At 53.6% G+C, this 13597-nt stretch carries 8 protein-coding genes and 2 riboswitches; all 8 genes read left to right on the forward strand.

All coding sequences use genetic code 11. From position 1 onward, the window contains the following. Positions 1-56 precede the first annotated feature (56 nt). Positions 57-1010 carry a MoxR family ATPase gene (locus tag NST37_RS03340; RefSeq protein WP_024984798.1) on the forward strand — a complete coding sequence of 318 codons (954 nt, stop codon included), beginning with the start codon at positions 57-59 and terminating at the stop codon, positions 1008-1010. Positions 1011-1024: 14 nt separating this feature from the next. Beyond that, positions 1025-2236, forward strand: coding sequence for a DUF58 domain-containing protein (locus tag NST37_RS03345; protein ID WP_024984799.1), 1212 nt, complete (start codon positions 1025-1027; stop codon positions 2234-2236). Then, positions 2236-4779 carry a transglutaminase domain-containing protein gene (locus tag NST37_RS03350; protein ID WP_339186249.1) on the forward strand — a complete coding sequence of 848 codons (2544 nt, stop codon included), beginning with the start codon at positions 2236-2238 and terminating at the stop codon, positions 4777-4779. The genes NST37_RS03345 and NST37_RS03350 overlap by 1 nt, the downstream gene beginning before the upstream one ends. A gap of 18 nt (positions 4780-4797) precedes the next feature. Further along, a riboswitch (purine riboswitch) is annotated at positions 4798-4898 on the forward strand. Between the two features lie 204 nt (positions 4899-5102). Further along, positions 5103-6641, forward strand: coding sequence for a glutamine-hydrolyzing GMP synthase (gene guaA, locus NST37_RS03355; RefSeq protein WP_003389498.1), 1539 nt, complete (start codon positions 5103-5105; stop codon positions 6639-6641). 151 nt (positions 6642-6792) lie between these two features. Continuing rightward, positions 6793-6894: riboswitch (purine riboswitch) on the forward strand. A 121-nt stretch (positions 6895-7015) separates the two neighbouring features. Next, positions 7016-8386 carry an NCS2 family permease gene (locus NST37_RS03360; protein WP_003389497.1) on the forward strand — a complete coding sequence of 457 codons (1371 nt, stop codon included), beginning with the start codon at positions 7016-7018 and terminating at the stop codon, positions 8384-8386. 359 nt (positions 8387-8745) lie between these two features. Beyond that, a complete protein-coding gene (locus NST37_RS03365; RefSeq protein ID WP_024984802.1) occupies positions 8746-10056 on the forward strand; it encodes a histidine--tRNA ligase in 1311 nt (436 codons plus the stop codon). A gap of 51 nt (positions 10057-10107) precedes the next feature. After that, on the forward strand, positions 10108-11850 hold the full coding sequence (locus tag NST37_RS03370) for a M1 family metallopeptidase (protein WP_003389494.1): 1743 nt from the start codon (positions 10108-10110) through the stop codon (positions 11848-11850). Positions 11851-11869: 19 nt separating this feature from the next. Then, positions 11870-13588 carry a M1 family metallopeptidase gene (locus NST37_RS03375; RefSeq protein WP_339186251.1) on the forward strand — a complete coding sequence of 573 codons (1719 nt, stop codon included), beginning with the start codon at positions 11870-11872 and terminating at the stop codon, positions 13586-13588. The last annotated feature ends 9 nt before the right edge of the window (positions 13589-13597 follow it).

Genomic DNA, 13597 nt, shown 5'->3' on the forward strand with positions numbered 1-13597 from the left:
CTTATTACACGTGATTGCCGAAAAGGTAGAATACGTTGGAACAGGAGTTGTCATCCATGAACTCGATTAAACTCGATCATCCACATCCCTCTGTGGAAAAGTTGATTGCTAATATTGAAAAAGTACTGATTGGAAAGCGCTCCATTATTGAACTATGCGTGGCAGCCATATTGGCAAATGGCCATGTTTTGCTGGAAGATGTCCCTGGAGTCGGTAAAACCATGCTGGTTCGGTCTTTGGCGAGATCGATTGGCGGCGAATTTAAACGAATCCAGTTTACTCCCGACCTGCTGCCGACAGATGTAACAGGCGTAGCGATTTTCAATCAAAAAACGATGGAATTCGAGTTCCGTCCCGGACCGATCTTTGCCAATGTCATTTTGGCTGACGAGATCAACCGTACCTCTCCAAAGACACAGTCATCGCTGCTTGAGGCAATGGAGGAGCGTTCCGTTACCGTTGACGGCAATACCTACCGATTAAACAGCCCGTTTTTTGTAATGGCAACCCAAAACCCTTTGGAGTACGAGGGTACGTTTCCTTTGCCGGAAGCGCAGTTAGACCGCTTTTTGATGCAGCTGCGTCTTGGCTATCCGACCTTGGAGGAAGAGGTGCGGATGTTAAACAGGTTCTCCGGGGAAAACCCGCTCGACAGCCTGGAGCCCGTCGTTACAACAGAAGAGCTGTCTCAAATCCAAAAGCAGGTCGCCACTGTCCGAGTGTCTGAAGGCGTTCAGGAGTACTTGGTACGCTTGTGCATGCGGACGAGAGAACACCATCAGGTGTACCTGGGCGTCAGCCCACGCGGGTCACTTGCCCTTTTCCGTGCGGTCCAGGCGTTGGCTTTCGTGCGTGGGCGAGATTATGTGATTCCGGATGACATCAAAGAACTGGTGCCGGTGACATTTGCTCATCGGATTATTTTGAAACCGGAGGCTCGGCTGGAGGGAGCTACGATCGACCGGATCCTATCGGCGATTCTATCGGAAACGCGTGTTCCGGTTAGCTGAGGCGGTGAACGTGCATGAAACAACAACGCTATGGGAAGATCAAAACCGCTGCACTTGTCCTCATTACGTTTGTATTTGCCATGTTCCAGGGCGGGTTTGCCAGTTGGTTTTTGTTTTACAGCAGCCTGGTGTTTCTGGCTTATGAATTGTGCGTGTTTTTCATGATGTTCCGCTCGTTAGAGGTCGTCAGGGAAATCGACCGAAACCGCCTTCAGGAAGGCGAAGACGTCGTTGTAACGGTGCGTTTGCGCCGCCGTTTCTGGTTTCCTTTGGGCTGGAACGTAGTGATAGAACCGCTGCCAGACCGGCTGGCTGGTGTATTTGAGCCGCATCGGCAATTAGTCTTTCCTTGGTTTAAAAGAGAAATAGAGTTTAAATACGTCATACCCGGCCTGCCGCGGGGTTATTATTGCATGACCGAATGTGTGGTGGGCGGGGGAGACTTTTTTGGATTTGTTGAACGGAAAAAGACGGTCCCGGTCTTCAATGATTTCCTCGTATACCCGTCGTATCGGGAAATGACGCATTGGGCACTGGGTGACGGGAGCTTTAGCGGGACTGTACACGTCGCTCATCGCCGTTCTGATGACGTAGCGGCAGTGCGAGGTGTCCGTGAATATCACCGTGGAGACAGACTGAGCCAAATTCATTGGCGCGCATCGGCACGCGGGACCGGTCTCAAGACAAAAGAATTTGAACACCAGGCGATGAACCAGGTGGTCTTTTTTCTGGATGTAGAAAAGGCTCACTACCAGGATCAAACGCCGCAATTGTTCGAGGCCGCCGTAAAACTGACCGCAAGTCTCGTCGCTTATGCCAATCGCAATCAGTATCATTACGGTTTGACGTACAAGCAAAAAGAGCGAATCGCGATACAACCAGCCTGTTCGCATACGCATTTTATCCGGATTTTTGACCAACTGGCACGGGTGATGGCGGAAGGTGTGGACAGCTTTGCCCGGATTGTGGGGCGGGAAGCGTTGGAGCAGCCTCCAGGCGTCACACTGGTCGTGATCACGCCACGCGTCGACAAAGAACTGGTAGCCAGGTTGGTACAGTTGTCTCAAAAAGGGCGGCATGTCCATCTACTGCGGATTCATGCACATGCGGTTCCGGCACCGGAGGAGAAGCAAGCTATTCAAATGCTGGTGGCGAGCAAGGTAACGTGCAAATCGGTGCACCTGGATGATGTGGAAGACGGGAAGCGGATAGGAGGTGCCTCGTAATGAGTGTTTGGAGACGCCCCAAAGGAATGGAATGGCTTGCTGCCTTGTTTCTTTTTCTCATGCTGAGGGAGTGGCTGCTGCCTTTAAGCGAGCTGACCGATACCGGAACACTTTGGCCATTCTACATGATCGTTGCAGGTGTTTTGTTACTCGATCTGGTCGTTCCATACCGATGGCTGACCTTTCCTTTCAAGCTGCTCGGTATTTTATGGATCATTCATTCCGACTTTTTCACATCGTCGTTTTTGAGTACGGAATGGCTTTACAACATGTATGCAAGCCTGGTGCGCGATGTGCCGTTGGCTTTTCAGCAGGATTGGATTTCGATGTCTCTGATCTCCCGCAACCTGCTATTTGATCTCATGCTGGCCATACTGATTTCGATGGTCACCTATCTAGTTTTGGAACAGCGGCAGGGCCTTTGGTTTGTCTTTTTGACAGAGCTGTACTTGGCAGTGCTGGATACGTTTTTGCCTTATGAGGCGGACGGTGCGATCATCCGAACGCTGATCTACGGGTTTATGCTGCTGGCTGTCGCCCATCTGACAGCCATATCCAAGCGGGCCCCGATTGCGGGCAAAAAGCGTTGGACGCTGTGGAATACGTTGATCGCCCCGGTATTGATTCTGGCCATCGTAGTAAGTGTCGCCTACGCCGGCCCGAAAAAAGATGCCGTCTGGCCGGATCCGATCGCCTTTTTAACCGGAGGCGAGGAAGGGCCAGTTGGCACCATGAAAAAGGTCGGCTACGACAATAATGACGAAAACCTCGGTGGCCCCTTCCAACAGGATGAGGCGCTAGTCTTTGTTGCTATCACCAATGAGCGGACGTACTGGCGCGGCGACTCCAAGGATATTTACACAGGACGCGGCTGGCAAAAGGGAGAGCGGGAGTATGAGCCTATTTTGAACCTGCAAACCCATCAGTGGAAGCAAATGCTGTTTCATGGAACGGAAACAAAGGAAGTGCGGGCTACAATGGATTTTTCCAGAGGGGAACCGTATTTTACGATGTTTTATCCAGGGCAGTTGAAAAAGGTTGTAAGCATCGAGCCTGATAACGCCACGATGGTTTATGACAGAGCAAGCCAGCAAGTGGAGGTACGGGCCGGCAGAGTAGATATGAGAGCTCCGAGGGAGGAAGCCGAGCCAGAAGAGGGAGGCGTGCCACACCCGGGAGAAGCTCCGACCGGGCAGCCTGCAAGTGGCCAGGCAGTACAGCCGGGAGAAGCTCCGACCGGGCAGCCCGCAGGTGGCCAGGCCGTACAGCCGGGAGAAGCTCCGACCGGGCAGCCCGCAGGTGGCCAGGCCGTACAGCCGGGAGAAGCTCCGACCGGGCAGCTTGCAAGTGGTCAGGCGGTACAGCCGGGAGAAGCTCCAACCGGGCAGCCTGCAAGTGGTCGGGCAGTACAGCCGACAGAAGAACAGGGTGAACAAGCGACAGAATCTCAAAGCACAGGACAGAAGCGATCACTGCCGAGCCGTTTTCTGCTGAAGCCGGAGAAATATGAATTGGAAGCGGAAGTGCCGATTGTCAGCGAAAAGGCAATCATGCAAGCCGGTTCCACCTATCCGATTGACATCAAGCAACGCTACCTGCAGCTTCCTGGCGAGTTGCCCGACAGAGTGAAGGAGCTGGCTCTGGATGTCACCAAGAACGCAAACACTCCGTATGAAAAAGTGCGCGCGATCGAGAATTACCTCCGTACGGGAGGAGATTATAAATACGAGACCAAGGATGTGCCCGTACCGGCACCGGGGCAGGACTTCGTAGACCACTTTCTGTTTGACAGCCGCAGGGGCTACTGCGACCATTTCTCGACCTCGATGGCGGTCATGCTGCGATCGATCGGGATACCGGCACGCTGGGTCAAGGGATTTGCTCCGGGCAGCCGCGTAGGCACTGACAGCAATGGCAACGATGTCATCGAAGTTCGAAACAAGGACGCTCACTCCTGGGTAGAGGTCTACTTCCCTGGACAAGGCTGGATTCCGTTTGAAGCGACCAGCACTTTCTTGTCCCCTGTTCGCATCAAATACGATCTGAACTCATCGGAACAATCGGTAACCCTGCCGGTTCCGAATCTGCAAGAAAATACGGCAGCCGAACGGAGAAACAACCGACTAGACGAGCTTGAGGGCGCCGACAGCCCCACACAGGCAAGCTGGAAAATGCCGTGGCAAGCAAAAGCGGCAGCGCTTGTGTTGCTGGCAGCCGGTGCTTATCTGGCCTGGAGGAAGAAACGGGTTATCACGTATTGGTGGCTTCAGCGTCAAATGAGAAGTCATCCAAACGAGCACTACTCGGATCGATATAAACTGCTGCTTCAGATGATTCAGCATCTGCATTCACGCCGGGAACCGGGTGAGACTTTGCGGGAGTACGTGAAGAGAATTGCTCTGACCGGTGACAAACGTCAAGACCTACAGTACCTCACTCACCTGTATGAGCGTCTCTATTATGGGTGCAGGGAAATGGAGGAAAAGGCCCGTTCGATTGCACAGCAACTGATTGATCGGCTTACCCAGCAATTGAAGCCTTGAACTATTACCTTCAGTCTGCTAGAATTTCCTTCGAATACTCGTATAGTATCAGGAATTGGCCTGACAGTTTCTACCGCTCGACCGTAAATCGGGCGACTACGAGGTGAGGACTTCGGATTTTTGTACATGCAACCGCAAAAGTGTACACAAACTGGGACTCTGCCTCCGTTTTGTTTTATCGGAGGCAATGGTCCCGGTTTTTTTACAACCTTGGACGGTTGGGAAACGAAAATGCGTTTACGTTCCCAATTTCGCGGTGCATGAGCTTGGCCAAGGTGAAATTATCGGTAACAACCTGGCGGAAACAGGAGAAGGAGGATCTCATGAGCAAGCCAATGGAAATGGTCGTCGTACTGGATTTCGGGGGACAATACAACCAGTTGATCGCCCGTCGCGTACGGGATCTTGGGGTGTACAGCGAGCTGGTCGCTTACAATACACCTGTTGAAAAAATCAAGGAAATGCAGCCAAAGGGGATTATTTTCTCCGGCGGACCTGCCAGTGTGTATGAGGAAGGCGCACCGAAAGTAGATCCGGCTATTTTTGATCTGGATGTGCCGGTACTGGGGATTTGCTACGGCATGCAGCTGATGAGCCACATGCTGGAAGGAAAAGTGGAGCGCGCCGGCAAACGGGAATACGGAAAAGCCGAGCTTCGTCTGCAGCAACCGCACAGCCTGTACGAAAAATGGGGAGAAAATGAAGTGGTCTGGATGAGCCACTCCGACAAGGTCGTGGAGCTGCCGGCCGGTTTCCGGATCGATGCAGTCAGCGACAGCTGTCCCGTGGCAGCCATCAGCCATCCTGAGCGCAAGCTGTACGGGGTACAGTTCCATCCGGAAGTGCGCCATACGGTAAAAGGAAACGAGTTCATCGCCAACTTCCTGTTTGAGATTTGCGGTTGCGAAGGCAACTGGAGCATGACCACGTTTATCGACGATGAGATCAAAAAGATCCGCGAGACGGTTGGAGACAAAAAGGTTCTGTGCGCTTTGAGCGGCGGGGTCGACTCCTCGGTCGTAGCGGCTTTGATTCACAAGGCGATCGGCGATCAACTGACTTGCATGTTCGTAGACCATGGCTTGCTCCGCAAGGGAGAAGCGGAAGGCGTCATGGAGACATTCGCGAATAAATTCTCGATGAATGTCATCAAAATTGACGCTCGCGAACGTTTCCTAAACAAATTGAAAGGCGTAACCGATCCAGAGCAAAAACGCAAAATCATCGGTAACGAATTTATTTACGTGTTTGACGAGGAAGCAAGCAAGCTGAAAGACATGGATTTCCTTGCCCAGGGCACACTCTATACCGACATCGTGGAAAGCGGTACGGCTACTGCCCACACCATCAAGTCTCACCACAACGTTGGCGGGCTGCCAGAGGATATGACCTTCACCTTGATCGAGCCGTTGAAAACACTGTTTAAGGACGAAGTCCGCAAGCTGGGAACAGAACTCGGATTGCCGGATGAAATCGTATGGCGTCAGCCGTTCCCGGGACCAGGTCTTGGCATTCGTGTATTGGGCGAAGTTACAGAAGAAAAACTGGAGATCGTTCGTGAATCGGATGCTATCCTGCGCGAAGAGATCGCGAAAGCAGGTCTGGATCGAGAAATTTGGCAATACTTCACGGCACTGCCGGATATGAAAAGTGTCGGAGTAATGGGTGACGTTCGTACGTATTCCTACACAGTCGGGATTCGGGCCGTTACCTCCATTGATGGAATGACTGCAGACTGGGCTCGGATTCCGTGGGATCTGCTGGAGAAAATCTCCACCCGGATTGTCAATGAAGTGGAGAACGTGAACCGAGTCGTGTACGACATCACGTCCAAACCGCCAGCAACTATCGAGTGGGAGTAAATTTTCGTTCGGAATTGGGGACAAGCTGTGAGAATGGCAGGAAGGTCCTCATCTGAAGTGCAATAAAACCGGATATTGATTGATCAGAGATTTTTAACGTTCGTATTTTTCGTTGACAACCTCTTTTCTTCCTGCTAAACTTTTCGTTGTGAAAAGGTAAATAAGGAAGGTTCGTATATTCTCGGGAATAGGGCTCGGGAGTTTCTACGAGGTCGCCGCAAACGACCTGGCTACGAACAAGACATCAACGGGGATATTGAAACGTTAAGGTACTCATTTTATTTATGGTTTCCCGTCTGTTTTGTTCGGTAGTCGAGGTGTATGGTTGCGCCTCGGCTTTTTATTTACCGAAAAATATCTGGGGGGACATTCCGGTGCGGAAGTACTTCGAATTTGACAAGCTAGGCACCAATTATCGTCGTGAAACGATTGCAGGTATCACTACATTTCTCGCAATGGCCTACATTTTGGCTGTCAATCCGTTCATCCTCAGCGGGGCCGATCTGCCGCCTGAGCTGAAAGCGAACTATCCGGAATTTGGCGCCATTTTTACAGCCACAGCGCTGGCAGCAGCGATTGGTACACTCGTCATGGCGTTTGTCGGCCGTTTGCCGATCGCCCAGGCGCCGGGGATGGGACTCAACGCGTTCTTTACGTATACAGCTGTTCTGACGATGGGGATTCCCTGGCAGCAGGCCTTGGCGGGGGTTTTTGTCTCCTGTACGATTTTCTTGCTCCTGTCGCTCACTGGCATTCGGGAAGCGATTGTAAACTCCATCCCTCAGGGGCTAAAGTACGCGGTGTCCGCTGGGATTGGGCTGTTTATCGCATTTATCGGTTTGAAAAACGCGGGTATTATTATCGCCAGTGACGCGACAGTCGTGACACTCGGCCATTTGACCTTCCATCCGGATATGGATGCCGCGCAGGTATTGGCTGTGAAAAATGCTTTGCTGGCTGTTTTCGGTCTGGTTTTGACGGCAGTCCTGATGGCTCGCCGGGTAAATGCCGCGATTTTCGTCGGGATGGTTGTGACGGCGATCGTGGGGATGATTTTCGGGATTGTGGAACTTCCGAAACAGGTCGTCGACACGCCGCCAAGCCTTGCTCCAACCTTTGGTGCAGCTTTCCAGTATCTTGGCGATTTTTCTACGTTGTTTAGCGCGAAAATGCTGATTGTCGTTTTCACTTTCCTGTTTGTTGACTTTTTCGATGCGACAGGAACACTGCTTGGAGTAGCGAGCCAGGCAGGCTTGCTGAAGGATGGCAAGCTGCCTCGTCCGGGAAGCGCACTGGCTTCCGACGCGATTGCCGGTATGGCGGGAGCGATCCTCGGAACGTCGACTACGACCAGCTATGTCGAATCGACGGCAGGCGTCGCAGCGGGCGGCCGGACAGGCTTTGCCTCAGTTGTAACCGGGATCATGTTTCTTCTGGCTCTGTTCTTTTTCCCTCTGCTCTCCGTCGTGACGGAAGCTGTGACAGCGCCAGCGCTCGTGATCGTAGGTGTACTGATGGCGTCTCACATGGCCCAGATCGCGTGGAGCGAAATGGACGAAGCGTTCCCGGCGTTCCTGACGGTCCTGATGATGCCGCTGACCTACAGCATCGCTTCCGGAATCGCGGCAGGCTTCATCACTTACCCGGTGATCAAGGTGTTGAAGGGCAAAGGCCGCGAGGTTCATCCAGTCATGTACGGGCTGTTCTTCGTCTTCCTGGCGTATTTTATCTTCCTGAGAGAATAGATGGACAAAAGGTCAACCGGTTGTCGCCTGAGTGGCGGCAGCCGGTTTTTTATTGTGCAGGGGACAAGCTTGATTCTTGCGCCGCGGCTACTGCGTGTTGTATGATAGGAAAAATTCTGCTCAGGAGGGATGGACCGATGATCGGTCTTCGCACATTCCTTCAACTGCATCACCATCATTAGAGCGTTTGTATCTACGGAAATGAAATTTTCCGCAGGTGCAAGCGCTGTTTGTGCTTGGTGCCTGCGGTGGCAGAAGGAAAGCCATGCGGGCATTTGATGTCTCCGCATGGCTTTTTTGCCGTTTCCGGAGAAGGAAAAGAAGCAGACTGGGAAGCAAATGAAAAGGAGGAACAGTTTATGGAAGGGATTTTGCGCAATGTCAAAGGGACAAGGGATTTTATGCCGGAGGAACAGGGGCTTCGCAATACGATCCGGAGGACGCTGGAGGAAGTATTTGCCTCGCACGGCTGCAAGCCGCTGGAGACGCCGATGCTGCAGCATTACGATCTGCTCGCTTCGAAATACGGGGGAGGGGCGGAAATCCTCAAAGAGGTGTACAGGCTGACCGATCAGGGGGAACGCGATTTGGCGCTGCGCTATGATTTGACCGTCCCTCTCGCCAAAGTCGTCGGGATGAATCCTGAAATGCGGCTGCCGTTTAAACGGTATGAAATCGGCAAGGTGTTTCGCGACGGTCCGGTCAAGCCGGGGCGGTTCCGCGAGTTCATCCAGTGTGATGTAGATATCGTCGGGACGACCTCCATGCTGGCCGAAGCCGAGTTGATCAGCATGACATTTGAGGCTTTTGCGCGGCTCGGTTTGGACGTGTACATCCAGGTGAACAACCGCAAGCTGTTGTCCGGCTTGCTTCAGGTGATGGGGATCGCGGAGGAGCAGGCAGCAGATGTGATGCTATCGCTCGACAAGCTGGAAAAAATCGGAGTAGATGGCGTCTGCGACGATTTGCGGGAGCGGCAAATCGAGGAGCCGGTAATAGCGAAGATCGCCGATTTTTTGCGCAATGGGGAACGGAGTCTCGATGGATTGGCAAACAGGTACGACGAGCAATTGGTACAGGAGGGCGCAGCCGAGCTGCAGGAGCTGTTTGCCCTTTTGCAAGGAGCGGGTGTGGCCGGAGAGGTTCGGTTTACCCCCTTTTTGGCCCGGGGCCTTAGCATCTACACGGGTACGGTGTACGAAATCTTTTTGAAGGACGGCAGAATCACCTCCAGCATTGGCAGCGGGGGGAGGTACGACAAGATCATCGGCCAGTTTCTGGGGGACGGACGGGAGTATCCGGCCGTGGGCATCTCATATGGACTGGACGTCATTTTGACGGCACTCACGATGGGCGACAGCCCTTTTGAAGCCCGCAGTGCAGATGTTTTTGTCATTCCGCTCGGGACAGAAGCAGAGGCGTTGGGACTGGCAAACCTCATTCGCAAATCGACCAGTCTGCGGGTAGAGGTAGAGCTCATGGGACGCCGCTTGAAAAAAGCGCTGGACTACGCCAACAAGGAGCGAATCCCGTATGTGCTGATTTTCGGGGAAAATGAGCGGGCTGCCGGGACGGTGGTCGTCAAGAATATGATCAGCGGCGAGGAGCGGACAATTCGCATCAAAGATGAAAAGGACTGGCCCTCCATTTTTACCCAAATGCAGGCTTAGCGAAACAGTGGAGATCGTGTAGGATAGAAGACAAGAAAAGAGGGAGATGCGGTGAGAAGCCGGGTGGAGAGGCTCGTTTCGGTGAAAGCTGTCTATGTGGTATTGGTCGTCAGTATGAGTTTTGTGGGGATTTTTCCTGCCGGAGGAGCGGCTTTTGCAAAGCGGGCCGCGGCTTCGGCAGGTGCGGGAGATACTCCTGGAGGCACCAGGCTTGCTGCGGCAAAAAATAGCGGTATGAGCGAGAGCGAGAATGCTGCCGACAGCTTGGAAAAGAGCGTTGCCGTGTCCCCGACGGCGGGGCAAGCGACGGAGGACATGACTTCTTATGCGGCTGATGTGAAAATCGATCCGGCAAGCAAGACAGCAACCGGCAGCGTCCACATCCGGTTTGCGCCGAGAGACCCGGATTATGTGTATTTGCACCTGTATCCTTTGGCGTTTACCGAGAAAAAATCAGGGGGGCTTTGGCTAGAAATTTTAGGAAAAAATGCCGTGCCCGGAACGTATCATATTACCAAACTGGTCGTCCAAGGAAAGCCTGCTTCCTATCAGATCGACGGAACGGTCGTGAAGGTAGGGCTCGGAAAGGCTGTCAGCGCTAAAGAAGGCGAACTACAATACGCACAAGCAAGTACACAAGCAGGTTTACAAGCGACTGCCCAAGCGACTGCCCAAGCAACTACCCAACCAATCGACCTGGAGCTGGATTTCGAGATGACGCTGCCCCTCAACATGGGGCGGATGTCGTATGACGAGCATGCGATCTGGCTCGGAAATTGGCTGCCGGTACTGGCGGTGTACGATGCCTCTGGCTGGCATCTGGACCCTTATGGACCGGTGGGTGATCCTTTTTATACGGAAACGGCGAATTACCAGGTACAACTGACGATCCCTGCCGGGTACCAATTCGTCAGTACGGCGACGGACCGGAATATAGCGGGAAAAGAGCTTCAGACGGGTGAAATCACCTACAGCTTGCAGGCAAAGCGGGTTCGAGACTTTTCGCTCGTCATTATGGACAACACCTATCAGCATGCGGAGACGCCTGTAGGGAATACATGGGTACGCAGCTGGTGGCGTCAGGGTGATTCGGCGGGACAAGTGAAGCGGAACCACGAAGCGGCGGTGAAAGCCCTCGCATACTTTCAGGCTCAGTTTGGCGCCTATCCGTATCCGGAGTACGATACGGTGAGAATCGGCGGCAATATCAATGGCATGGAGTATCCAGGCATCGTTTTTCTGGACGGCTCCCACTACCAGGGCGATCACCTGTCATCGATCCCCACAGTTGTTCACGAGACGGCCCATCAGTGGTTTTATGGTCTCGTGGGGAACAATCAGGTAGAAGAGGCATGGCTTGACGAAGGCTTGGCAGAATACGCCTCCCTCGCCTTTATGGTAAATGCCTATCCGGAGCTGGCCGGCGAGCAGGTAGTGGGCCGAATGGTCAGAGGGACGACAGGCTTTTATGACAAAAAAGGGCTCAAGCCGTGGATGGCGCTGTCCCGTTTCCCTGATAACGAGAGCTACAGCAATCTGGTCTATTCCCGGACGACGACCATGCTCTGGCTGCTCCGGGAAGCGTGGGGAGAACAGCGTCTTCACGCAATGCTGAGGCGCTTTGTGGCTGCCCATCAGCACGGGATCGCGACGGGGAAAGGATGGGTGGAAGCGCTGACGGCAGAAGCCGGTGAAGATGCCAGCCTATTTATCAAATACTGGCTGCTGCTGGACAGAAGTCAAGAACAGGCGGCGGAGGCCTGGCTGGATCGGCAGCGGGCAGCAAAGCGGTAAGATATGAGGGGGATCGCTCATGAGACGGAAGGGATGGATGCTCCTGGCAGCAGCAGGGGCAGGTTTGACGGCTCTTCTGTTGGCACAGCCGTGGAAGGATCAGGCGAGGGCCGATACCGTGAAGCCGGAGCAGATTCCGGCGCATACGACGTACACCGGAGACGTCCGGATTGATCCGAAAAATCACACCGTTTCCGGGAAGCTGTCTGTTCGATTTTTTTCAACGGACAGTCAGGCGATGTTTCACCTGTACCCCAATGCGTTTCATCCCCAGGCAGATTTGAGCGATCCCAACTGGCAGCAGATTCTCGGAAAGCAGACAGAACCGGGAAGAATGCGGATCATGGATGTCCGTGCAGATGGAAAGACTGCTGCATTTCGGACGGCGGGACCGACGGAGAACATTTTGCAGGTAGCGTTGCCTGAGACTTTGCAGACCAATGGCGGGCAGACGAATGAAAAGCGGCTGACCAATGAAGAGCAGCAAAGCAATGAAGAGCAGACCAACGCCAGGCAGACCAGCGATAAGCAAATTACACAAGAGCAAGTAAACCCGAACCAGTCCGATGTCAGGTCCGCTGGAACGGTTCAATCCGGCAAGCAAACCTCCCGCCTGAGGGAAGTAGAGATTGAATTTCAGATCAAACTCCCTCGCAACAATGGGCGCCTGTCCTACAACGGTCACGCCATGTGGCTGGGCAATTGGCTGCCGATGCTGGCAGTGCGCGAAAAGGGAGAATGGCGGTTGGACCCGTACTATCCGATGGGCGACCCGTTCTATAGCGAGATGGCTCATTACCATCTGAAGGTCCATCTGCCGGAGGGCTACCTTTTGGCGACGAGCGGGACGGAAAGCCAGGCTGTCGTCACGCGGAAACGTCCGCAAAAAGAAGCAGCCTACGAGATTGATGCGTGGAATATCAGGGATTTTGCATTGGTCGTGATGGATGACAGCTACAGGCAGACGACCAGTCAGGTGAACGGGACCACCATCCGGACATGGTGGCAGGAGGGGGACGATCCGGAAACAGTAGCCCGTCTTCACGAGACAGCGGCCGAGTCAATCCGCTATTTTGGCCAGCAGTTTGGCAGGTACCCGTATTCGGAATACGACGTGGTCAAGACAGGAGGCTTTTTCGGAGGGATGGAGTATCCCGGGATTTCCTTTATCCAGGGGGACTTTTTTGCTTCACAATATGGTCCAAACGGGATGGGGACAGCGGTAGTGGCGCACGAAACGGCCCATCAGTGGTTCTACGGTCTGGTCGGGAGCGACGAGATTCGCGAGGCATGGGTAGACGAAAGCCTCGCCGATTATGCCACGATGGCGTTCCTGGAGGATGGTCCGGTGTCTGGCGGCGGAAGCTATTTGGCCTACCGGAGGGAACGGGCCAGGCAGTCGGATGCCTACGCAAAACAAGGATTGGATGTCTGGCTGCCGCTGGACCGTTTTCCCGACTGGAAGAGCTACAGCGATCTGGTCTATGCCAGAGGCGGGATGATGTGGTGGACGCTGCGGTCGGAGTGGGGGAAAGACCGGCTGCATCAAATGTTGCGCGAGTACGTCCAAAACCATCAATACAGCCAGGCAACTGGAGGGGAGCTTGTCAAAATGCTCTCAGAAGCTGCCGGAGAGAATGCGGCGCCGTTTGTCGACTACTGGCTCAGGCTGGATTTGGAAAAAAAGAGCGAGGCGGATGCCTGGATGAAAAGAGGAAGGCTTTCTCGGATGTTCTAAAGGCGAATG

Source organism: Brevibacillus sp. FSL K6-6036, from assembly GCF_037964015.1.
GTDB classification, from domain to species: domain Bacteria; phylum Bacillota; class Bacilli; order Brevibacillales; family Brevibacillaceae; genus Brevibacillus; species Brevibacillus borstelensis.

Coding starts and splice junctions, on each gene's coding strand:
- NST37_RS03340 (WP_024984798.1), top strand. CDS start 57: ATGAACTCGATTAAACTCGATCATCCACATCCCTCTGTGGAAAAGTTG.
- NST37_RS03345 (WP_024984799.1), top strand. CDS start 1,025: ATGAAACAACAACGCTATGGGAAGATCAAAACCGCTGCACTTGTCCTC.
- NST37_RS03350 (WP_339186249.1), top strand. CDS start 2,236: ATGAGTGTTTGGAGACGCCCCAAAGGAATGGAATGGCTTGCTGCCTTG.
- guaA (WP_003389498.1), top strand. CDS start 5,103: ATGAGCAAGCCAATGGAAATGGTCGTCGTACTGGATTTCGGGGGACAA.
- NST37_RS03365 (WP_024984802.1), top strand. CDS start 8,746: ATGGAAGGGATTTTGCGCAATGTCAAAGGGACAAGGGATTTTATGCCG.
- NST37_RS03375 (WP_339186251.1), top strand. CDS start 11,870: ATGAGACGGAAGGGATGGATGCTCCTGGCAGCAGCAGGGGCAGGTTTG.